17 protein-coding genes, 3 tRNA genes and 1 pseudogene are annotated in these 21,369 nt (G+C 63.2%); 16 read left to right on the top strand and 5 right to left on the bottom strand.

What is annotated here, in order from left to right; translation table 11 throughout:
* Positions 1 to 52: 52 nt before the first annotated feature.
* Positions 53 to 1,195: a tRNA lysidine(34) synthetase TilS gene (gene tilS, locus DL891_RS15600; protein WP_111721432.1), complete on the bottom strand. Its 1,143-nt coding sequence runs from the start codon at positions 1,193 to 1,195 to the stop codon at positions 53 to 55.
* A 102-nt stretch (positions 1,196 to 1,297) separates the two neighbouring features.
* On the opposite strand from tilS, the gene DL891_RS15605 reads away from it, so the two are divergent.
* Positions 1,298 to 1,792, top strand: coding sequence for an inorganic diphosphatase (locus tag DL891_RS15605; protein ID WP_111721433.1), 495 nt, complete (start codon positions 1,298 to 1,300; stop codon positions 1,790 to 1,792).
* A gap of 134 nt (positions 1,793 to 1,926) precedes the next feature.
* On the opposite strand, the gene DL891_RS15610 is transcribed toward DL891_RS15605, so the two are convergent.
* A complete protein-coding gene (locus DL891_RS15610) occupies positions 1,927 to 3,324 on the bottom strand; it encodes an NlpC/P60 family protein (RefSeq protein WP_111721434.1) in 1,398 nt (465 codons plus the stop codon).
* 88 nt (positions 3,325 to 3,412) lie between these two features.
* Positions 3,413 to 4,831, bottom strand: coding sequence for a M23 family metallopeptidase (locus tag DL891_RS15615; RefSeq protein ID WP_111721435.1), 1,419 nt, complete (start codon positions 4,829 to 4,831; stop codon positions 3,413 to 3,415).
* Positions 4,832 to 5,167: 336 nt separating this feature from the next.
* Between DL891_RS15615 and DL891_RS15620 the strand changes: the two genes are divergently transcribed.
* The 3 genes from DL891_RS15620 (at position 5,168) to DL891_RS15630 (ending at position 5,504) form a co-directional block, all read left to right on the top strand.
* Positions 5,168 to 5,240 (top strand) — tRNA-Glu (locus DL891_RS15620).
* A gap of 58 nt (positions 5,241 to 5,298) precedes the next feature.
* Positions 5,299 to 5,372 (top strand) — tRNA-Asp (locus tag DL891_RS15625).
* A gap of 59 nt (positions 5,373 to 5,431) precedes the next feature.
* A tRNA-Phe gene (locus DL891_RS15630) sits at positions 5,432 to 5,504 on the top strand.
* Positions 5,505 to 5,620: 116 nt separating this feature from the next.
* On the opposite strand, the gene DL891_RS15635 is transcribed toward DL891_RS15630, so the two are convergent.
* Together DL891_RS15635 and DL891_RS17175 are read right to left on the bottom strand one after the other, a co-directional pair.
* A complete protein-coding gene (locus DL891_RS15635) occupies positions 5,621 to 6,568 on the bottom strand; it encodes a site-specific integrase (RefSeq protein WP_198668953.1) in 948 nt (315 codons plus the stop codon).
* A 227-nt stretch (positions 6,569 to 6,795) separates the two neighbouring features.
* Positions 6,796 to 6,993 carry a MarR family transcriptional regulator gene (locus DL891_RS17175; RefSeq protein ID WP_157962559.1) on the bottom strand — a complete coding sequence of 66 codons (198 nt, stop codon included), beginning with the start codon at positions 6,991 to 6,993 and terminating at the stop codon, positions 6,796 to 6,798.
* 132 nt (positions 6,994 to 7,125) lie between these two features.
* Here DL891_RS17175 and DL891_RS15640 point away from each other — a divergent pair, with 132 nt between their 5' ends.
* From DL891_RS15640 to DL891_RS15700, 12 genes and pseudogenes are all read left to right on the top strand, one after another.
* Positions 7,126 to 7,815: a hypothetical protein gene (locus DL891_RS15640; RefSeq protein WP_157962560.1), complete on the top strand. Its 690-nt coding sequence runs from the start codon at positions 7,126 to 7,128 to the stop codon at positions 7,813 to 7,815.
* 631 nt (positions 7,816 to 8,446) lie between these two features.
* Positions 8,447 to 9,022 carry an RNA polymerase sigma factor gene (locus DL891_RS15645; RefSeq protein WP_111721438.1) on the top strand — a complete coding sequence of 192 codons (576 nt, stop codon included), beginning with the start codon at positions 8,447 to 8,449 and terminating at the stop codon, positions 9,020 to 9,022.
* 4 nt (positions 9,023 to 9,026) lie between these two features.
* Positions 9,027 to 9,908, top strand: a complete 882-nt coding sequence (locus tag DL891_RS15650) for a hypothetical protein (protein ID WP_111721439.1) — start codon at positions 9,027 to 9,029, stop codon at positions 9,906 to 9,908.
* A 201-nt stretch (positions 9,909 to 10,109) separates the two neighbouring features.
* Positions 10,110 to 10,436, top strand: coding sequence for a hypothetical protein (locus DL891_RS15655; RefSeq protein WP_157962561.1), 327 nt, complete (start codon positions 10,110 to 10,112; stop codon positions 10,434 to 10,436).
* Between the two features lie 479 nt (positions 10,437 to 10,915).
* Positions 10,916 to 11,188, top strand: a complete 273-nt coding sequence (locus DL891_RS15660) for a hypothetical protein (protein ID WP_198668954.1) — start codon at positions 10,916 to 10,918, stop codon at positions 11,186 to 11,188.
* Positions 11,189 to 11,543: 355 nt separating this feature from the next.
* Complete coding sequence (locus tag DL891_RS15670) at positions 11,544 to 11,792, top strand: PLD nuclease N-terminal domain-containing protein (protein ID WP_111721442.1); 249 nt, start codon at positions 11,544 to 11,546, stop codon at positions 11,790 to 11,792.
* A 207-nt stretch (positions 11,793 to 11,999) separates the two neighbouring features.
* Positions 12,000 to 13,064 (top strand): hypothetical protein, encoded by a 1,065-nt coding sequence (locus DL891_RS15675; RefSeq protein WP_157962562.1) that lies wholly within the window; start codon positions 12,000 to 12,002, stop codon positions 13,062 to 13,064.
* A gap of 148 nt (positions 13,065 to 13,212) precedes the next feature.
* Positions 13,213 to 13,473 (top strand): hypothetical protein, encoded by a 261-nt coding sequence (locus tag DL891_RS15680; protein ID WP_198668955.1) that lies wholly within the window; start codon positions 13,213 to 13,215, stop codon positions 13,471 to 13,473.
* A gap of 205 nt (positions 13,474 to 13,678) precedes the next feature.
* Positions 13,679 to 14,605 carry a DUF1990 family protein gene (locus DL891_RS17560; RefSeq protein WP_232819217.1) on the top strand — a complete coding sequence of 309 codons (927 nt, stop codon included), beginning with the start codon at positions 13,679 to 13,681 and terminating at the stop codon, positions 14,603 to 14,605.
* A 453-nt stretch (positions 14,606 to 15,058) separates the two neighbouring features.
* The gene (gene mobF / locus DL891_RS15690) at positions 15,059 to 18,535 is read left to right on the top strand and encodes a MobF family relaxase (protein WP_232819218.1); all 3,477 of its coding nucleotides are present in this window, start codon (positions 15,059 to 15,061) and stop codon (positions 18,533 to 18,535) included.
* Between the two features lie 404 nt (positions 18,536 to 18,939).
* Positions 18,940 to 19,851 (top strand): glutaminase, encoded by a 912-nt coding sequence (locus tag DL891_RS15695; RefSeq protein WP_111721444.1) that lies wholly within the window; start codon positions 18,940 to 18,942, stop codon positions 19,849 to 19,851.
* Positions 19,852 to 20,099: 248 nt separating this feature from the next.
* Positions 20,100 to 21,369: pseudogene (locus tag DL891_RS15700) on the top strand (hypothetical protein); the annotation flags it as partial.

Raw genomic sequence — 21,369 nt, forward strand, 5'->3', positions numbered from 1 at the left:
TTACTCTTCGAACGAAAAAGCGCCGTCAAGCACGATCTTGCGGCCCGACACGTCAGCTGGGTTCTTCTGTCTGCGGCGGGGGTGCTGCGCTCACGTTCAGCCACCCGTCTGCTCTGACAACTCTAATGCGTGGCAGGTGCACCTCGCCCTGCCCCCGCCAGTGCGTGACCAGCCTGGCCACCTCCAGCGTGTGTCGCCGGCTGAGGGTGACAGCGAACGTGTTCCACACCACCATCCGGATCACGCGCTGCCTGAGTGCCGCCGGTAATGCGGCGAGCGCGGTCGCGTCGATCTGGATGCGCTCCGCCCCGGTGCCCTCGGCCGTACGCGTGATCGTGGCAGCGCTCGTGGCCGCCAGGGCGTCGAGAACCTCGGCGTCTTCCCGCAACTGCGCGGCAGTGCGCGCCAACGCCTCGGCCACACCTGGGCCGAGTTCCTCTTCCAGCATCGGCAGAATTCTCTGGCGCACTCGCACCCGTCCGAACCGCGGTTGCTGGTTGTGGGGGTCATGCCAGACCGAGAGGCCCGAATCCTCACAGAACTGCTCTGTCTGGCTGCGCCGAATCCCGAGCAGCGGTCTGAGCCAGGGCCTCGTCGCCGAAGCCATCCCCTGCAGACTGCGCGGGCCAGACCCGCGGGCAAGGCCGAGCAGCACCGTCTCGGCCTGGTCGTCGAGTGTGTGCCCGAGAAGAATGTGCGATGCACCGGTGTGGGACAGGGCCCTCTCGAAGCCGGCGTATCGCGCGGTGCGCGCCGCCGCCTCGGGGCCACCGGTGACCTCACCCGGTGCCGCGGCCGGCACCTCCACCGGTATCACGAGCACGGGATCGAGCTCGAGGGCTCTGGCCTGTTCGGCGGCAACGTCGGCGACATCGGCGGAACCAGGCTGCAACCCGTGGTCGATGATCACGGCACCCGCGTGAAGGCCCAGGCGGGGGGCCTCGAAGGCAGTGGCTGCGGCCAGGGCGAGAGAGTCGGCGCCGCCGCTCAGAGCAACCAGTACGAGCGGTGCGTTGACGGGTTGCGTACCCGGCGCAGAGTGCGACGCGGAATCTGACGCGGACGTCGCATTCGCGGAGGTCTCCGTGAGCGCCGCACCGGCCGCCGGCTCGACGACAGAGGCCCGAAGCGCGTCACGGACCGCGCGCCGCACGTCGGCGATGGCGGGGGTCAGTCTGGGGCGAATGGGCATCATCGACTAACGTTATTGCAGTCCACCTCTTTTAAGGGGTGTCCCTGGGCTGGGCCGCGTGCTGCGGGCCGCCTGACCTCATACCCTTTGAAGGAGCCCCACCGCATGTCCAGCTTTGACGCCGTCATCGAGATTCCCCGCGGAAGCCGTAACAAGTACGAGATCGACCACGAGACCGGGCGCGTGTACCTGGACCGGGTGCTGTTCACGAGTTTTGTCTACCCGGCTGACTATGGTTTCTTCGAGAACACGCTCGGCCTCGACGGTGACCCGGTCGACGTCTTGGTCTTGCTGGACTACCCGTTGTTCCCCGGCGTCGGCCTTTCTGCCCGCCCGGTCGCGGTGTTCAACATGGTCGACGATGCGGGCATCGACTCGAAGGTGATCGCGGTTCCGGCCACCGACCCCCGCTGGGCACATATCCAGGACGTCGAGGATGTTCCCGAGCAGACCCGCAGGGAGATCGAGCACTTCTTCGAGCATTACAAGGATCTGGAACCCGGCAAATGGGTCAAGACCGAGGGCTGGGGCAACGCCGCCGATGCGGTCGCCATCGTCGAGGCCGGGCTGGCCAAACTCGCCGAAGAGGGCGCCCACTAGCGCCGGTATCACTGCAAAATTTTCAGGAGCAGACGAACGCCGGCGGCCCTACAGTGCCGGCATCCGCCCCATCCTGAGTTCTCGCGAGTTGAGGGATTTCGAGCAACGAGGAATCGTCGCGAAACCCCGACCGGTCAGCTCGCCGGGCGACCGACCTCGCCGAGCACATCGCCCATGGTGTGGATGTAGTACTCACGCACCGGCTTGCCCCAGTCGGCGGCCTCGATCATCATGCCGCCACCGATGTAGATGGCCACGTGATAGATGCCGCTCACCTGGCCGTTCGACGACCACCAGATGAGGTCTCCGCGCTGCCGCTGGCTGAAAGGGAGCGTCTTGCCCTGCGACCGCATGGTGAGGTACTGGGCCGTGGCAGAATGCGGCCCGATGTAGGTTCCGGCTGCCTCGTACGAGCGCATGGTGAGACCGGAGCAGTCCCAACTGTTCGGGCCCGCAGCGGGTGAGTAGTAGGGCTTACCTCGTTGTTGCGAGGCAAAGCCGATGGCCGCCTCAACCATGGAGGCCTTCGGCGGGTTCACCGGGGTCGTCGACGGCGGCGGCGTCGGAGACTTCGTCGGGGTTGGGGTTGGGGTCGGGGTCGGCCGCGAAGTCGGCGTTGCGGTCGGGGTCGGGGTCGGCCGCGAAGTCGGCGGCGTGGTCGGCTGCGGTGTTGGCGCGCTTGTCGGCGCACTTGTCGGCGCGCTTGTCGGCCCCGTCGCGGGAGGGGCAAGGGTCGGACCACTCGTGGGCGGCGGCAACGGGGCCGGATCCTCTTCGGGGATCGCCTCCTGGGCTTTTCGCCTTGCCTCGCCGTCGAGCCATTCGCGTTCGACGGCGGCGGTCGAGTCCTTGAGCATCGCCAGTTGGTCGATCAGAACCGTCGTCTTCTCGAGCTGCACGTCGAGAGCGTTCTGCGCGACACGTCTGGCGGCATCCGCCTCGTCGTACCTCGACTGTGCCTCATCGGCCAGCGTGGCTCGTTGTGCGGCCGCGATCGTGGCCTGCTCACCCAACGAGTTCGCGGAGTTCATGTCGCGGGTGGCCTCGGCGTAGATCGTCGCCGACTGGGCGCTGAGTTGGTTCATTGTGCCCAGCTGGTACAGCAGACTGTCTGATTCGGATGCCTCACCCCCGGTCAGCAACAGGCTCATCGAGAGGTTCTGTCCTCCCGCTTTGGCCAGGTGCGCCGAAAGCAGGCCGGCACGCATGCGCGAGGTCTGCGCCTTCTCCTCGGCCGCATCGGCTTGCTTCTGCAGGCTCTCGGATGCGGTGACCGCGCGATCCAGGGCATCCTTCGTGAGCAGGTAGGCCTCGGCCTTGATCTTGGACTCCCGCGATGCCGCGTCAACGGAACGCTGCAGGGCACCGACCAGCTCGATGATGTTGTCGATCTCGGCCTGCTTTGCCGCCTCCGACTTCTTCGCGTTCTTGACGTCGTTCCACGATGGGTAGTCGGGGTCGGCCTGGGCGGGTGTCGAAACGAGTCCGACCGTACTCGCCATGGCGCCAACGGCGATGGCCGCGGTCATCATGCGTGGCATCCGGGAACGACGCGTAGGGCGTCGCGTCTCATCGGGGCGCAACATTGTCACAGGTGCCAACGGCTCTGTTCCGCCGGCGTCAACCAAGCCACACCCCGCGCGCCGAAAGGAACGGCACCGGGTCTATCTGCGACCCGTTGGTTCTCACTTCAAAATGCAGGTGGCATCCGGTGGACGCACCGGTCGTACCCACACTGGCGATGTTCTGTCCGGCACCGACGCTCTGGCCATAGCCGACGTAGGTGCCGCCGGGGCTGATGTGGGCGTAGCCGGTCTGCACCCCATTGCCGTGGTCGATCAGGATGAAGTTGCCGTAGGTTCCATACCAGCCGGCGTAGGAGACCCGCCCGGCGCTTGCCGCGTAGATGCCCGCACCGCAGTAGGCCGCGATGTCGGTTCCGCCATGGTAGGGGTTGCTGCAGCCGCCCGAGGTGCAGATCACGTCTCTGGAGCCGAAGTTTCCGCTGATCCAGCCGCTCACCGGCCGCGCCCAGCCCTGGCCGCTCTGCTGCCCGCCGCCGCCACCGCCGCCACCGCCGCCTCCGCCGCCGTTGTTGGCTGCCTCTTTGGCCGCTGCCTCTCGTGCCGCCTTTTGCTCGGCGGCCACTCTGGCGCGCTCCTCTTTTTCCTTCTGGACACGGATGCGCTCGCGCTCGGCCACACCCTCTTCATAGCCCTTGACGGTCTTCGCCTCTTTGTCTTGAAGGGCGAGCAGCATCTGGTCCAGTTCGGCGCTTTGTGCCTGCTGTGCCGCCAGGGCGTTCTCCGACGCGACCTGGGCCTCGATGGACTCCTGCAGCAAACGCTCGGCCTCGACCCGCAACTTCTCGCGTTCGGTACGGGCCACTTCCGCCTGCGCCGTCAGCGCTGCCGCGTTGTTCTTGGCCAGTTGGGCCTGTTCGTAGACCCCCGTCGAGCGCTCCACCATCTTGCTCATGCTGCCGAGCTTCGAGAGCAGCTGGTCGGCCTGCATGCTGTCGCCCTCGAGCATCAGGCTCATACTGAGGTCGTTTCCGCCCGAGCGGTACAATTGGGCGGCCAATCGGCCGGCCTGTTCTGTCGCCTCGGTGGCCTTCGTCTCGGACTCCTCAGCCTGCAGTTGCAGGTCGATGGCCCGTCGGTCGGCGTTGTCGAACGCGAGTTGGGCGGCCTGGAACTCCGCGCCGCGCTTCTCCGCCAGTTGGCGGGCGGTCTCGACCTGCACCTCGAGATCGGCGATCAACGATTTGATCTGCGCGATCTTCTCGTTGGTTCTGGACACGTCGCCCTTGACGGCCTGCACGTCGGCCCACGTGGGATAGTCGTCAGCCATCACCGGAGACGCGACGTTGCCGGTGCTCAACAGGGCGAGCAGGGCGACGAAGGCCGACCCGGCCAATAGCCGCTGCCTCAGTCGCCGACGAGGGCCGGGTTGCGGCCGCTTTGCGCCGAGGCGCGTCGACTCAACGGACAGGTCGCCCGTCCGGCGGCCCGAACGGCCGAAAGTGCTCAAGTTCATTGCTCTCCGCCCCGTGAACCCACCACTTGAGTCACACGAGTAACACTGTTAACAACCTTAACCGTAGCGATTCGGATGCCGGTTGGCCAGTATCCGCCTATTGATTACGCCTTTTTAGCCCCCGTTTAAGGGGTTAAAAAGGTTCAACCTGACCTCGAAGGTAATGCCTTCGCGGGCTGGGGCTCGGTTGATCCCCCGCCTGTCGGAACATTCGCACGCGCCAGTTCGAACATCTCGCCCGTCGGGTCAAGCCGGAAACGGTCTGGAGAGTTTTGTGTTTTTGCCTCGCTCCCGTATGCTTATACGCTGGTAGTCATGCGGCGTTGGTGATTGCACGGCCCCATCGTCTAGTGGCCTAGGACGTCGCCCTTTCACGGCGGTAACACGGGTTCGAATCCCGTTGGGGTCACTGAGACACAGAAAATATCGGTACAGTTATACAGCACAATTAAATAGGTCTCACACGAGGCCCTGTAGCGCAGTTGGTTAGCGCGCCGCCCTGTCACGGCGGAGGTCGCCGGTTCAAGTCCGGTCAGGGTCGCAAGGTACGAAGCCCTTCCGAAAGGAGGGGTTTTTGCCTAGTAGCCCACTGAGGCTGCTGGCTCTGTAGCTCAGTTGGTAGAGCGTTCGACTGAAAATCGAAAGGTCACCGGATCGATGCCGGTCGGAGCCACTGAACCCCCGCCTAGCTTCTACATGGTGGGGGTTCTTACGTTTTCCCTGATCATGTCCGAGATCTGAGCCGCTTCGCACTCGCTGAGCCGGTCACCACCGAGGCGCTGCCGGCACCTATAACTGGGGCACGTCGCGAGTCCGTGCCATATTTGTGCCATAACGGTGGTCACCCGTGAGGCTGTCGAACACCGCACCTGCGCGCTTGGCGACGCCCTCGCGAGCGCGGGAGTAGCGCTCGGTGATCTGGAGGCTGGAGTGCCCGAGCACCGCCTGCACGTCGGGCGCCGATGCGCCGCCGTCGAACAGGATGGTGGCGAAGGTGTGGCGCAGGTCGTGCACCCGGAGATCGGGGCGTGCGAGAGCCGCCCTGATCGAGCCCCAGTCCACCGCACGCCGGAAGTTCGCAGCGACGAGCCGGCCGCCGTTCGGCCCGGCGAACAGCAGGTCGTCGGGCCGCTTGCCCTTCATCGCCGCCCGCACATGCGGGAGGAGTGCCTTGACGATGGGCACCTGTCGCTCCTTGTGGCTCTTCGGGCTCTGCTCGATGAGTTCGCCGTGCAGGCCCGGGGAAAAACTGCGGCTGACCCGCAGCACCCCGCGTTTCAGGTCCGCGTCGCGTACCCGGATCGCGGTCGCCTCCCCCGCCCGCATCCCGGTGAACACGAGCGCGGCCGCGTAACGCCGGTATACGCCCGTCGGGATCAGTTCTAGCATCGCGGTCACCTGCTGCATGGTGAGGGCCCGCGAGGTGGGAGAGGTGGAAACATCCTGATTTGGACGCTTGATTTCACGCGCCGGGTTGTAGTCGATGATCCGTGCCCGGCGTGCCGCGTCCAGCAGGCGGCTGATCAAGGCGAGGGAGTCCACCTTGGTCGATGGTGAGCAGTCCCACTCGACCATTGCCGTTTCGATGAGCGGGGACGTGATCGCTTCAAGCTTCACATGCCCGAGCGTCGGCCCGACCCGCCGGCGCCAGGCCACGGCGTAGGCCCGCGCCGTGCCCGGACGCACCGAGGCCTCGATTGCCGACCAGTGCCGCTCGTGCCACTGGACAAGGGTCATTGCCCCGTTCGGGTTCTTCCCGGCAACCGCTTTAGCGAGCTCCTTTTTTGCTTCGGCCAGCGAGCGGAATGTGCGAGTACGCTCTGTCCAGTTCCGGTACAGATCCGGTACCAGCACTCGGATCTGATATCGCTGCCGATCCGCGCGCCACCGGATGCCCTCGGGGAGGGGCCTACCGGTGTGCGGGTCTAGGCGCAGCGGGGAGTCTTTCGATGGGCGGCCGGCCATCACCGTCTCGTTCCACCGACCCCGAGGAATTCCTCGATGGTGTCCGCACGCCAGAGCTTGTGCTTGCCGACCTCGGCGTCCGGCTCGGGGATGAGCCCCTCGCGTCGCAGCTTGTCGAACGTGGGTAGCGGTACTCGGCATCGGGCGGCGGCCTCGGCGCGCGTGAGATAGTCCGTCTGAGTCGTTGCCTCGGCCATGCCTTACCTCTCATCGGAGCGGTTGAACACTCACCGCAACTAGCGTTCTTGCGATTACATGCAATTAGAACACGTGCAACATGTAATCGCAACTACATGATGTAAGGCTCTATGTCCGATACACTCGTGCGCATGGCACTTCCGACGCCCACTCCCTGGGATCAAGCCGCAGACGGCGTGCTCACCCGGGGCGACCTGCCCACTGGCTGGCACCTCGCTGCCCGCTTTCCCGGCGAGCGAGCCGACGACGTCAGCGACGAAATTGACCGCATCCTCGGCTACGACGACCAAATGTCTGAGGGCGACCCTGGAGAGAGCGAAACCGCAGACGGGCGCTGGCGCTACATCGAACACGAGGCCACCGCAACGCGCGTGATGATCCGCCTGCAACGACAGCTGTATGCCACTCCCGACGAGGTCCGCATCACCGGTGTGATCTATCTGCCGTGGCGACCGGGCGACCCGATCACCAGCCACCTGCTGCGAGAGCTCCCAACCGCGAAGATCGAGGCCGCAATCAACAAACGCCTGTTCGCCGTGAAGCGCGTCGCCACCATGATGGGAAACAAGATCGTTCTCCCGAGCGGGCGCAAGATCAGCGACCACGATCTATTGAAGCCGCTCGGCAACCCTAAACAGGTGCCCGACTTCTACGAACTCGTTGCTCTTCAACATGGCAAACTCTCCGGCCAAGGTGACGGGAACCCCTCCGCAACGATGGCAGAAATCAGTGGTGTTGCCCTCAGCACCGCGCAGGGTTGGGTTGCCAAGGCCCGCCGCCGCGGGCTGCTCCCTCCTGGCCGCCGTGGGCGTGCGGGGTAGATCGCTCACTTTCGTCGGTTCCCCTCCGTTTCGACTCGACCGAACGTCGGCTGAACGGCTGCGTTCAACGGGGCGGCATTCAAACTGCCCAGCGCCTGGGAGCGCGCAGCATCCCGGAAGCTCGTTTGGCGAATTGAATCAAAGATCTCGAGTGGTTGGTCCGTGGGTAAAAGGGATCAGAACTCGCGGATCTGCAGTGCTGGCAGCACATATCAGCACGTGAGACCTGCAGTGCTTCCCTCTCGGAGCTGCAAACTCACTTCGATAGTGGTCGGGTTTCGGTCACCTTTTCAGCCGGAACGTGGTTTCCAGCGACCGCCACCTCGTGCACTTGACGCGCGTTCATCGGGCCCAATCTCGGGCGACCTAACTGGAAATCGACAGTGCCGCAGTGCGGCGGGGCCGCGCGGTCGTGGGTGAGTTCCCGTTCGCCGACCGGCTTGCGGATACCCACAAAAGGACGGATGTGCTCCGCCACTAGCAGGGCCTCCGATAACCCAACGTGCGCAGGTGGCGTAGGGGTATGCCCACCGTCGCGAACCCCAGAATGAGACGATGAGACTGCGGTTGCACATGACTTGGGTAGAGAGCCCGTACTGCCGCCCGACGAGTCACGGAGAAGAAACTGACAATGAAGCCTGAAAGGCCACCCGCAGTTGAGCCTGCGGAAGGTGATCTTCTGGCGAGCATGTTCTCGGGTCACACCGACGCGTTACGATCGGTCTTTCAGTTGCACCAGCGGGCCGTGTATTTCACGGCGTTCAATGTGTTGCATTCTCGACACGATGCGGAAGAGATCATGCAGGATGCCTTCCTGCTGCTGTGGAAGAAACATGCCACCATCGCCCTGGTCGGTGGGTCCACCCTGCCTTGGTTGGTCACCACTTCGCGGTATCTGGCTCTGAACCGGCGCCGGGCCCGTGACCGTGAGCGCACACACGTCGCTGCGAGCGTGGGCGAAGTGATCGAGGTTGCGCCGTCACCGGAGGCGTTGGCGGAGACTTCCGACACTCTGCGCAGCATTGACGAAGTGGTCAGAGCGTTGCCCGAGCTCGACCAGAAGGTCTTTCACCTATGCCTGTTGGAGTCGATCAGCTATGAGCAGGCGGCCCGCAGACTCGGCCTGACCCACGGTTCGGTGCGCAACCGGCTCGCACGATTGCGTGTGCGGCTCCGCTCCGAACTGCACCATCTGAAAGGAACGTGATTGCATGAGCCGCACTTCTGACGTGCCGGGTGCTGACGATTTCAGTCGCCTGGAAGATCGACTTCTGGCCCAGGTCGCTTCGGATGCCGCAGCCCGCCGCCGTTCCCTCCGCCTCGTGGCGATCGCATCGGCCGGAGTGTTGGTGCTCGCCGGCGCGGGAGTCGTCTGGGCGGTCACGCCCACACCATCCTCGACCATCGCCGGGCCAACCGCTCCATCCACGGTACCGTCGACAACTCCACCAGGAGCAGCCGATGAGGAGCCGGGCTCAGACAATTACCGCTCAGCATTCGGCACCGCCGATGCTCTTGAAGTGCTCCCGGGAGAAACATTGACCGACTGGGTCACCTACCTCGACCGTGTGGTGAGCGCCAAGGTCACCACCATCTCCCGAGGAGAACTCGCTCCCGAAGAAGTGGAAGCAGGCGAAGGCCTGGAGATCCGCAACGTCACCCTCCAGATCACCGACACCCTTTGGAAGTCCGAGCAAGCTCACGACATCGGGGAGACCGTCACCATCGCATCCGGCGGCTGGCTCGTCGGCCAGAACCTGGACGATCGTCGCCTGATTCTTACCGGGGCGGTCCAACTGGAAATGGATCACTCCTATCTGCTCCCGCTCTTTTATGACGAGTCGTTCGATCCGGCCTGGCAGGGCCTCTCCAACACGGCAATCCTCCCCTTCGATTACGGTGTCATCGGGCAAGGCGAGGTGTTTGCCGGGGAACGCGGCCACGCGGCGCGCTCAACGGAGGCCACGCGAGCACTCTGGGGGCTGGACCGTGCGGCGGTCGTCAACACACTCGCCGCGACGAAACCCAACCCGGCTGCGGCGGAGTACGCCCACCTCCCACCGGTCCAGCGGTACTGGGCCGTCGACGAGTAGACGCATCGTGCGACTACTCCAACAAGACCCCCAAGAGCGACATCAGCCGCAGCTACTCACTCCGACGAACCCGGTAGGGAACAAGTCAGGGCTCTCTCGGGAGTTGGTGCAATGCACGATCGGCTTGCGAAAACCAATCGAGCGTATGACTCCCGGTCTTGCCGCGACGACCCATGTGCGAGCAGAGCAGTAGGTCAATTGGTGAACTTTAACCAATACGATCATTTCCAGGTGAATGAGGAATGGGGGAAGGCATTGGTCAAGCGTGTTCTATTGGGCGCCGCGATCGCAGCAGGTGTCGGGCTCTGCACCGTGGTTGTCCTCACGGTGATCTCGGGGGTGCAATACCGGCTCGCCGAGGATCAAGGGCTGGACCCCGGCTATGCACCCACTTGGATTGTGGCCGGAACCAATCTGGGACTGTTGATCTTCGCTCTTGGAGCGTTGGGCGCGCTCGTGGTAGGTATCATCGCTCTGCTGCAGCGTCGCCGATTGAGTCGACCCCGAGCAGACCGCCCGACCAAATGATTGACGTGATCTCCCCGGGAGCAAGAAGAATAGTTCATCTTTGCTGCCCAATCGAAGCTAGGTGCGCCATTTCCATCACCGTTTGCGCCTCCATGCAACCTGGTCGGTGATCGGCAGAGCGGGAAGGCCACTCCCCGGGCCGTGACTGCGCGCACCAGCAGTCACCGTTTGGCCGCACCCATAGGTTCCCGTATCACTGCAACGAGTCGACCTCACCGCGGAGGCACTGCCCAAAAATAGTCGGGATCCGTCCAACGGTCGATCTCATGCCCGACGGCGGCCGCTGGCGGATCCTTCACCGGCGCGACGCATGCCGGCCGCCGTGGTCACAACCGGAATCCGTCAACTTCCCAACCTCATGGGCAGAGGTTTAATGAAATGGAAATTTGGCGCTGCGCCGGTCGAAGATCCCAAAACTGGTCAGCTACGATAATGAACCAATTGCACATTTGCACGTTTCTAGTTGAGCAGGAGAAGCAATGAACAAGTCGAAGCGGCGCAAACTCGCACTGGTTCTAATCATTGCGGGAATTCTACTGGTCCTGAGCCCATTGGTCCTGTACTGGTTCATCCACGGCGACTCTGATCGCTACCTCTGGATCATCAGCGGACCGGCCCCATTCAGCAGTTTCGGAAGCGGTCCCTTTCAACTCTTCATGTATGCCGGCCTGGTCGTGTTTGGTCTAGTTCTGGCCACTGCCGGAATCATCACTCACTTTCGCCAACGCATCGAACACGCAAGTCTCAGCTGACGAGTAATGTCGCGCGCACCTGTTAGCACGCGGCCCAGCCGACGAATACCACACGTACGCGACCGGGATCTGCCCCGGTAGCGGATCCCTGATTGGTTGCACGTTGCGCGGGATTTTGATGCGGTTCATCTCTCAGTCGACGGTTACCTGACGACGGCGGGGCGTGTAGTTTCTGTCGACGACGATCGGGCGACCGTTCTTGCCGGCTGGGATCCGGACAACACTTGCTGGCTCCAGGATGTCAACCAAGTCGAGCCGGAGAGCGAGGTTTGGGAATACAACGAGGAAAAGGAGAGCTGGGAGCTGAGCACTGCTCAGTAGAGGATCGCTCTAAGGAGCATCGTAGGCTGGTGCGATGGACGAGCCGCCGAACTTGATGATGCCCGCTACCTACGACATTGTCTGGTCCGTGGTCGTTGTGCTTGTGATCGTGCTCGTGGCCACTTCTCTGATTTCAATCGCACGCAGTGCGAAGGGTCTTACCGCCAGTCAAGCTTTGGTCTGGGCCCTCTTGATCATATTTGTGCCAATCATCGGGGCGGTGGCGTGGTTCGCAATCGGTCGCCGATCAACGAGCAATGGGAATCCGGACGCCGATCATTAGCGGATCCTGAAGCGGTCCGCAGCAGCTGACAAGACTCGGAGATAAACTTCACACACCAGCCCCCCGCATTGATTCCTTAACCGCATCGCAATACACCTCTCAAAGGGATCCGCTTTCGGAATGGGGAGGCGCCCCGCAGCACGTTCCCTTATGGGTACGGCAGTGCGTGCTGGTAGCCGTTGCTGTTCTGGTATACGTTTTCAGTCGATGACTTACATTCGCCGGGCAGTGCTGGCCTCCATCGTTGTGGCGGTTACGGTGTTCGGTGTCACGGCATGTTCACCGGCGCCTTCGGACGACTCCTGGGTGTTGAGCCCGATCCGGTACGACAACCGAGCGAATGGTGATCCCGGCCCCAGGGAAATGATTGACACCCCTTACACGATGACGCTGATCGGCGACACTGCGGGCGGGTTCTGGGGAATATCCCTGGGCTCATACCTGCACATCGACGAGGCGGGTACTGCGGTGAGCCGGTTCAACCTCGCTGATGACGATCCCCATGGTTCGGTGGCCGCGGTTACCCCGACCACGCTCGTGATGGCCAGCGGTGTGCCGGGGTTGAGTAACAGCGGGAGCATCCTGCTGATCGATACCGAGTCGATGAGCTGGGAGGAGGTGCACCGCGACTCCCGGCAACTCGGTGACATCGCGACCACCGGAGGTACTGCGTACTTCGTCGCCTTCGACTGGGCCGAGGAAACCTTCACCGTCGACACTGTGGCGCTTGAGCCCGGTGCGGAACCGGTCACGCTTTCGCCTGTATTCACCCGAACGTGGCCGGTCGCGCTCGATGTCGATCCGAGCGGTTCGATCTATCTCGCAACCGAAAATGAACGCATCGTACTGGCTGCGGACGGCAGGATTGAATCACGTCATCCGGTCGCGAGCGCCACCCCCGCCGTCTCCGTCAATCAGGCAGGCGACGTGGCGTGGTCGGGGCAGGACTCACCGTCGCCGACTGGGCCGACCCATGTTGCAGGCGGATCCGACGAGGCTCGGACGATCATTGACCGGCACATCGACTGTGTTTCGGATGACCCACGGCTGAAACCGGTGAGCGTCGGAGGCCGTCCGACGCTTGAGCACCCGGATCGGCTGACACTGATGATTGCCGAAGACACCATCACTTTGCCGTTTCTCTGCGCAGCGGCCGGATTCACGTGGATCAATGATCGCGAGCTTGTGGTGTCGGTAGGAAACGAGACCGGTGCCCCGCTGGTGCGGGTGACCCCGCCGGCGTTGCCTCAGGAGCCTGAGCCAAGTCGATGAGCTGGTTGGAGATCCCGAGATCTCCCTGAACTGGGTTCGTCCCCCGGGAACCTGGCCCGTCGACGCAGGAAGTTGGTCGGCTGGAATAATGAGCCAATCACACGTTGGCACTCTTTCGAGTGGGACAGGAGACGCGATGGACTAGCTGATGCGGAGCAAACGTGCTCCGTTGCTCATTGTTGCCGGAGTCGTACTGGCTCTGAGCCCATTGGTTTTGTATTGGTTCATTCATGGTGATTCCGATCGTTACCTCTGGATCATCAGCGGACCAGCCCCATTCAGCAGTTTCGGCAGCGGCCCCGTTCAGCTCTTCATGTATGCCGGCCTGATCGTCGTGGGTCTCGTTCTGATCGCTGCCGGAATCTTCTCTCATCGCCGCCAGCGTGTCGAAGACATAAGTCTCCGATGACGAATCGCGTCGTCTGAACTTTAGATGTGCTCCGGGGCCGACGAATATCGCCGAGCCGAGGTCAGGGTCTGTCTCGTTGGCGAATTCCGTGTTGAAAACTGATTGTCGCGCTGGGCTGCGGTCCGGTTGGTCGGACTCACAATCATGCGTTGGTGCGCTGATTCCTCGTGCGAGCCGATGTCAGCACAACTGACAGAATTGGTGGATGGTCAGCTCGTTCTCTCTCGTGACACGCACGACTGCGCCGATAGAGGAACTCTTCGATATCTCTCTGAGCATCCACGAGCACGTGGCCTCGATGGATCAGTCGCGCGAGCGTGCGATCGGAGGCGTCACCGAAGGGGCGATCACTCTCGGCGAGTCAGTGACTTGGCGTGCACGGCACTTCGGCATCTGGTTCACGATGACGTCATTGATCACCTGCCTCGATCGACCCGAGCGTTTCGTCGATGAACAAGTCCGTGGGCCGTTCCGCTCGTTCCGTCACGAGCACTCCTTCACCCGGGAAGGTGAGACCAGCGTCATGGTTGACTCGCTGACGATCGGCTCACCGGTCTTCGGAAAGTTGGCCGAACGCCTCGTACTCGTGCCTTACCTTCGCCGACTGATTCGCCAGCGCAATCACCACCTCCTCGCCGCACTCAACGCCGCACCCGGCACTGAACCGCAGTCCTTCATCTGGCCGGTCGACGAGACAAGCGCGTTCCGCCGCTCCGAAACAACAGCACTCATAGGGCACGGAGTTGAGACCTGGGAGCGCGCCTCACGCGATGTCCTCCAATGGAAAGTGAAGACCCGCAGCGGCTTCACCGTCGATGACCCACAACGCGTATCACCAGCCACGCGGTTGACGATCACGGCTCGAGTCTTCGGCATCATTGTCCGAGAGCCGGTCCACGTGGCGACCGTCATCGAGACCGCATCACGGGTCGGATTCTCCTATCGAACGCTCCCGGGGCATCCTGTCAGCGGGGAGGAAGCATTCATCGTGCACCGAGACGGCGACGACGTGTTCCTCACCATCCGATCACTCACCGCGCCGGCATCTAAGCAACCTTGGCGGGCTCTTTACCCGTTCCTCCGAATCGCCCAGATCGTCGCACTCCGCCGGTACCTTCGAGCCCTCCACTGACACGGTCTTTGAAGCTGGATCCTCATGAGGCCGCCATCCTGCTGAGGGTTCCGCTTGCGGATCCGCCAACGTACAAATTCATTTTCCGCAACCCGATTCAGCAAAGCGCGGTCTTCTTGGGTCGTCATTTGACAAAAAGGAAGGCAGGTTGGTTGCGAACTAGACGACCTGGAATGGCAGAACCACCACTGTCAGTTGCTAGTTGAAGCTGAGGGGTGTCGGCCGAGGAAGGTGACGAGTGCGTCGGTTGCGCTTGTCGATCCCCTTACGGGCGCATTTCTTACGCCAGAAGGCCGCGTCAGCGAACTCGTGCAGACCGCAATTGGCTCGCCAAAGCACCGCCGCAAGCGCTAACATGACGCCACCGAAGCCCCGCCTCAAGCGAACCCTGAACTTCTATGCAGACTGTTCTCTTCTGAATGTACGTATGCTACCGTAGGTAGTTGCAAGGACATGAGTTGCGTGGAGGTGAAGCTCATGCACGGTGGCGTGATCCTGTTCCGCGGAAGCGGAGCCGATGCGCGCCGCTATGTCGAGGCCGACCGTTCCCGCGCTGACGACTATTACCAGTGCGACAGCTCAGGCATCGAGTACAAAGTGCTCGATGCCTCGGGCGAGGTGACGGTCGCCAGATCCTTGACGAATGCTGAGTACAACGGATGGGTGGACTGGCTCAACCCCGATGGCGGTGAGTCGATGGGAAAGCCATGCTTGCCGGGTACTGACCGCTTGGGGTCTCCCAGGTTCGCGGAAATGGTCATCAATACCCCGAAGAGCCTGTCTATCGCTGCGGCGCTGCACCCGGAGATTTCAGGGGCGCTCGACGCCGCCCAGCAGGCTGCACTCTCAGAGATTCAGCGGTGGCTGGCCCAGCACTCGGTGACCCGTGTCGGCTCGCGGGGCAAGCAGGAGGTGATGCCGGTCGAGCACATGCAGATCGTCGGAATCACACACCGCACCTCCCGCGCGGGTGACCCGCACCGGCATATCCATATGCAGATCGGCACTCGGGTATGGGCCGCTGGAAAGTGGCGGGCACTCGACACCGCGGCAATGTTCAAACAGCAGGGCGCGATCCGCGCCCTCGGTGCCGCGGTCATCGCTGCGAGCCCGGAACTGGCCGAGGTGCTGGACCGACATGGCCTCACCCTCGACCCGGTGACTGGCGAGGCAACGGAGTTGGAGCCGTTCAATGCCTTGATGAGCAAGCGCGGCAAGCAGGTGCGACGGAACCTTGAACGACTGGAAACTGAGTGGGAGGCCAGGAACCCCGGCGCGGCTATGGGGTCGGTCGTCTCCGCGCGCCTCACCGCCCAAGCGTGGGCGTACGAGCGGCCCGCAAAGAAGCCGGCAACGCTGCGAGCAGAGGGAGCCTGGCTCGCTGAGCTCAAAGAGGCTGGCCTCGACCCAGGCTTCCTCACCAGGAGTGCCGGGCACGCGCATACGTTACTCGACGACCTCTCCATCCAGGCGGTTGCGAATCGGGCGCTGGATCGTTGCTCAGCAGCGGCATCGACCTGGACACCCCACACGATCCAAGAGCATGCCACCAGACTCACTACCGAAGCAGGCGTGCGCGCGACCCGCGAAGAATTGCGCGAGTTCATCACTCTCGCGACCGGCCTCGCTGTCGAGGACTGCTTTTCGGTGCTGCCGCCGGGCGCTGCTACACCGGAACATGTGGCGCACCTCACCAGCACTCGCGTGGTTGCTGCTGAAATCTCGTTGCGTGACTTGTTGCACGCCCTCACCCCAGTCAGTGGGCCAGCACTCACGAACATCGACGAGATGGCGGATGCTGCCGGACTCGACGCGGGGCAGACCTGCGCCGCCGCTGCGGTCGCTTCGACTGATCCACTGGTGATCGTCGAAGGCGCGGCCGGCGCGGGTAAGACGATGATGCTTGGCGTCGCTATCCGCGCTGCAACCGAGCGGGGAGGGGCTACACGGGTGGTTGCGCCGACGTTGCGAGCCGCACAGGCGGCGCGACAAGAACTCGGCGTACCCGCGGCTTCGCTCGCGGCGCTCGTGCACGCCCACGGTTGGCGCTGGAACAAAGACGGCGCATGGACGCGTCTGGCTGACGGTGACTTCGACCCCGGCACTGGACGAACTTACACCGGCCCACCGAAAGCAGCGCGACTAACGCGGGGGGAACGAGTGATCGTGGACGAGGCCGGGATGCTTGACCAAGACACCGCCCGCGCGATCCTCACCGTCTGCAACGAGGCAGGGGCAACGGTTGCTCTGGTCGGTGACCGGGCGCAACTCCCCGCCGTCGGCAGAGGCGGCGTGCTCGATATTGCCGCGCAGATCCGCGGCCAGACATTCGACATGGCTGAGGTGCACAGGTTCACCGATCCTGCCTACGCCGACGTCACCTTGCAGATGCGCGACGGCGCGAACCCAGGCGAGATGTTCGAGCAGCTGCGCGCGCTCGGACTGCTTTGCTTGCACGACTCGCCAGACGGAGCATATGAACAGATTGCGCAAGTCGCCCGTGATGGCCAGGCGATCACCGTGGCGACCAACGATGAAGCCGCCGCTTTGAATGACCGCATCCGAACTGAACGTGTCGCACGGGGCGAGGTCGACGACGTCCACACCACAACCGGCAGCGATGGATTGAACATCGGCGCGGGTGATCGGGTGCAGACCAGACACAATGACACTGCGCTCGGAGTGGCGAACAGGCAGACATGGACTGTGCAGCACGTTGAAAAAGATGGCACCCTCTGGGTCGGGGAGAACAACAGCGAACGCAAGCGCGCCCGAACCGTTGCCCTGCCCGCCGAGTATGTGGCAATGTACACACACCTCGCCTATGCCTCCACCGCCTACGGGGCGCAGGGTGCGACCGTCGGCGAGACCCATACGATCCTGTCGGATGCGATGAGCGCCGCAGGAATCTATGTCGGAATGACCCGAGGCCGCAACCAGAACACGCTGCATATCATCGCAGCAAACGCCACTGAGGCGCGCGACCGGTTCACCTTGGCGATGGAACGCGACAGGGCAGACCGCGGCCTCGACCACGCCACCCAGCACGCGACCGAGGAGGTGCGCTGGCTGACCGCGAACGGCCCCGTGAAGCTCGTCAATGACAAAATTGCACAGCTCACGCGACAAGCAGATCGCGCCGAACGTGATGCCACGAAGTGGCTCGGGATCGCGGAACGCCTCGACCAACAACGCACCACGCATCGCGCCGAGAACGACGAGGGCACCGGTGCGCTCCACAAGGCTGAGGAACACGCCGCACGCATGCATGCGGAGATCGCCCAGCTGCTCGCCGCTCAAGCCGAAGCAGACGGAGCGGACTATTTGGGGACGGTGGCACACGAGAGCGAAACGCGAGCCCGGCTCACCACGGTGGGGTGGTTCGGTAAACATAAGGCAAAGGCCGAGTACCGGGCCGCAACCGAGCAGACGGAACAGTCAGCGGAGCGCGTGCGTAAAGCCTGGGGTGAGCCGCCCCAGAGAGCCGAGGCGTTGCCGGCGTGGGCATCTGATGCGGCGATACGGCGGGCCGAGCGCAACTCGCGTGTGATCGAAGCCGCCCAAGCTGTCGAGGCAGCACAGACCGACCAGGAATCGACCAATAAGCGGCACGAGAACGAACGCCTGGGACTGCTGGCCAAGGAACACGGAGCCGACCGAGTACACCGTGACCGGACACGGACTCTGCTCACCGATCCTCCCAGCGAGGCTCGCAAAGCCCGCGCCAAAGCCGCCGCCGCTCGCGGAGAAGCCAACGTACTGCGCGGCCTCCCGCTCCACGAGGCTGCCAGTCGGATCGAAGCACGACGCGCTGGCGCGGACGCTGCGAGAGAGGCGGCGGCCGAACGCGTACAACGGTTGCGCGGCACCGCTGAACGGAAGATTCTGAGTTCTGATCCACGCCGAGACGGCCTCCGGCTCGACCTATAACCCGAGGAATCAGCGGCCCTCCTCGCCGGCACAGAGGTGCGGAACCAGTGGATTGCTCTAGACCGGCTGCGGCGGGGTCTGCGAGCGCCAGCCAGCGACAGAGCACAGCTCATGACCTGTGCCATATTTGTGCCATATATCTTGTAAAAAGTAACTGAATCCAACTAACACCTACCGAGCCGAACCGCGTGATTCTGCGGATCGCACACATAGATACAGTACGAGAGAATCCCTGATCAGACTGAAAATCGAAAGGTCACCGGATCGATGCCGGTCGGAGCCACGATCCCGTCCCCTAGCTTCTACATGGGGGCGGGATTTTTTATGCCAACGCTCCGGCCCAGGAGCTTATGAGCTGAGCACCGCCCAAGGGGGACGGCTTCGTTCACTACGCTGGGTGCACCATGTACATCGAGAACATCCTTGCAGACGTCCACGAGGCGGTCACGCCGCTGATCGGACAGGGCACGGTGGCCGACTACATCCCGGGGCTCGCATCGGTGAACCCGAACCAGTTCGGTATGGCGGTGGCGATGAACAATGGCGCTGTTTACGGGGTCGGCGATTGGCGGGTGCCCTTCTCCACCCAGAGCATCACCAAGGTGTTTGCTCTGGTGCTCGAGCTGGCGCGCGACGGGGAGAAGATCTGGCAGCGGGTCGGCCGCGAACCGTCCGGGTCGGGTTTCCACTCGATGGCAGAGTTGGAAAAGTCAAAGGGGATCCCGCGCAACCCGTTTGTGAACTCCGGCGCGCTCGTCGTCACCGATGCCCTGCTGAGTGTCACCGACGGGGATCCGGATGCCGTGCTCAACTTTCTGCGCGCCGAGAACTCTGATCCCGATATTCACGTCGATGAGGATGTTGCCGCGTCCGAGGCGCTGCACGGGGACCGCAACGCGGCGATCGCTCACCTGCTCGCGAGTTACGGCAACCTCGTCCACCCGGTTCAGGATGTCTTGACCGCTTACTTTCGGCAGTGTGCGATCGCCATGGACTGCCGCGACCTGGCGGCGGCCGGAGCCTTCCTGGCGCGTGCGGGCCTGCGCTCCGACGGCTCGCGCATGCTGACAGCGAGCCAGAACAAAAGAGTCAACTCCGTCATGCTCACCTCAGGCATGTACGACGCCGCCGGCGACTTCGCCTTTCAGGTCGGCCTGCCCGGGAAGAGCGGCGTCGGCGGCGGAATCCTCGCGGTTGTGCCGGGGCGCTGCACCGTCTGTGTCTGGTCCCCCGGCCTCAACGCCTCCGGCAACTCCCTGGTCGGCGTGCGTGCCCTCGACGAGTTCACCACCCGCACCGGCTGGTCCGTGTTCTGAGGTTGCGGATTACGATGAGCTGTCGCTGACGGCTCGTGCTCACGAGTGCACAACAATTAGTGCACCTGATTCCCGGAACTGCGAAACAGCAGTAGCGTGAAGGCAGGGGCTCACCACGCTGGGGTTTTGGCTGAGACGAAAGGGCAGACTCCCGGCCCCGGTCACCAAGTCGCGATGATGTCCGCATTTCGCTTGCAGTCGTTGTTCTCCTCGCTTTGGAGAGGCTGCATACCCGAGAGATAGATCGCATGCGCAAAACAATGGCAATTTTGACGACCGCGGCAATCGTTTCCGGCCTCGTGCTCGCAATTCCGACCGTGCAGTCTGCGTCTGCCATTTCGCAGGGGGTGCATTTCAGTGCCGATGACCTTCCCACGTGGCAGACGAACGGCACCGTCTGGGCGCTCGGGCAGGCCCACGGGAAGGTGGTCGCCGGTGGCACCTTCTCGCAGGTCTTGCCGCCGAGCGGTGTCTCGGGCACGCCGCTCAACCTGGACGGGCTCGCGATCCTTGACGCGGACACGGGGGCGCCCTCCTCGTGCCAGATGACATTGACGATGAGCGACGGTGTGATCCCGACGATTCGCACCGCGGTACCGTCACCAGACGGCAACACCGTTTACATCGGGGGCAATTTCAGCCACGTCAATGGCGTCGTGGCGCTGCGGACCGCAGCCATCGACCCGGTGACCTGCACGGTGAAGCCGTTCAGGCCCAAGAACATCTCGTCGTTTGTCTACGGACTGTCCGTCACGGAGAACACGGTGTACTTGGCCGGTGCTTTCACCTCAGTCGATGGTCAGCAGCGCCAGCATTTCGCGGCAGTTGACGCAACAACCGGTGACCTTCGCCCTTGGGTTGTCGACGCTGATGCGGTCGGTTGGGCCGTCCAGGCCTCGCCCGACCGGACGAAAGTGGCCATCGGCGGGGGCTTCTTCACCGTCAACGGGCAGGATTCCCATTCAATCGCCGTCGTCGATGCCTCGACGGGTGACAACATCAGAAACTACCCACTGGGATTCATCACGCCAACTTCCATCACGAAGGTGATTTCCACTGACGAGTCGGCCTTCTACGTGGGCAACGAGGGTACCGGTGGCTTCGACGGCAGCTTCAAGGTGGACTGGAACACCCTGGACCAGGTGTGGCGGGACAACTGTCTCGGGGCGACCCAGGTGATCCTGCCTTACAAAGGAACACTGTACGAAGCCCATCACCACCACAACTGCAACACGGAAAACGAGTTCCCAGACGGCAAGCGGATTTACCTCTCGGCCAATAATCCTGCAGATTCGCAGATGTATGGTTGGTTCCCCACGCTCAATGACGGGGTCGGCGAGCACATCGGACCGAGAGCCCTGGTGGTGTCGACCGGAATCAACACTGGCGAAGACTATCTGTGGGTTGGTGGCGAGTACACGCTTGTGAATGGCAAGTCGCAGCAGAGCCTGACCCGCTTCGGACCCGACGACACCGGGTTGCCGCCCACGGTTCTGCCGGCGGCCGAGGCCATGTCGA

Origin of the sequence: Homoserinimonas sp. OAct 916 (genome assembly GCF_003260275.1) — a bacterium.
Classification (GTDB): Bacteria; Actinomycetota; Actinomycetes; order Actinomycetales; family Microbacteriaceae; genus OACT-916.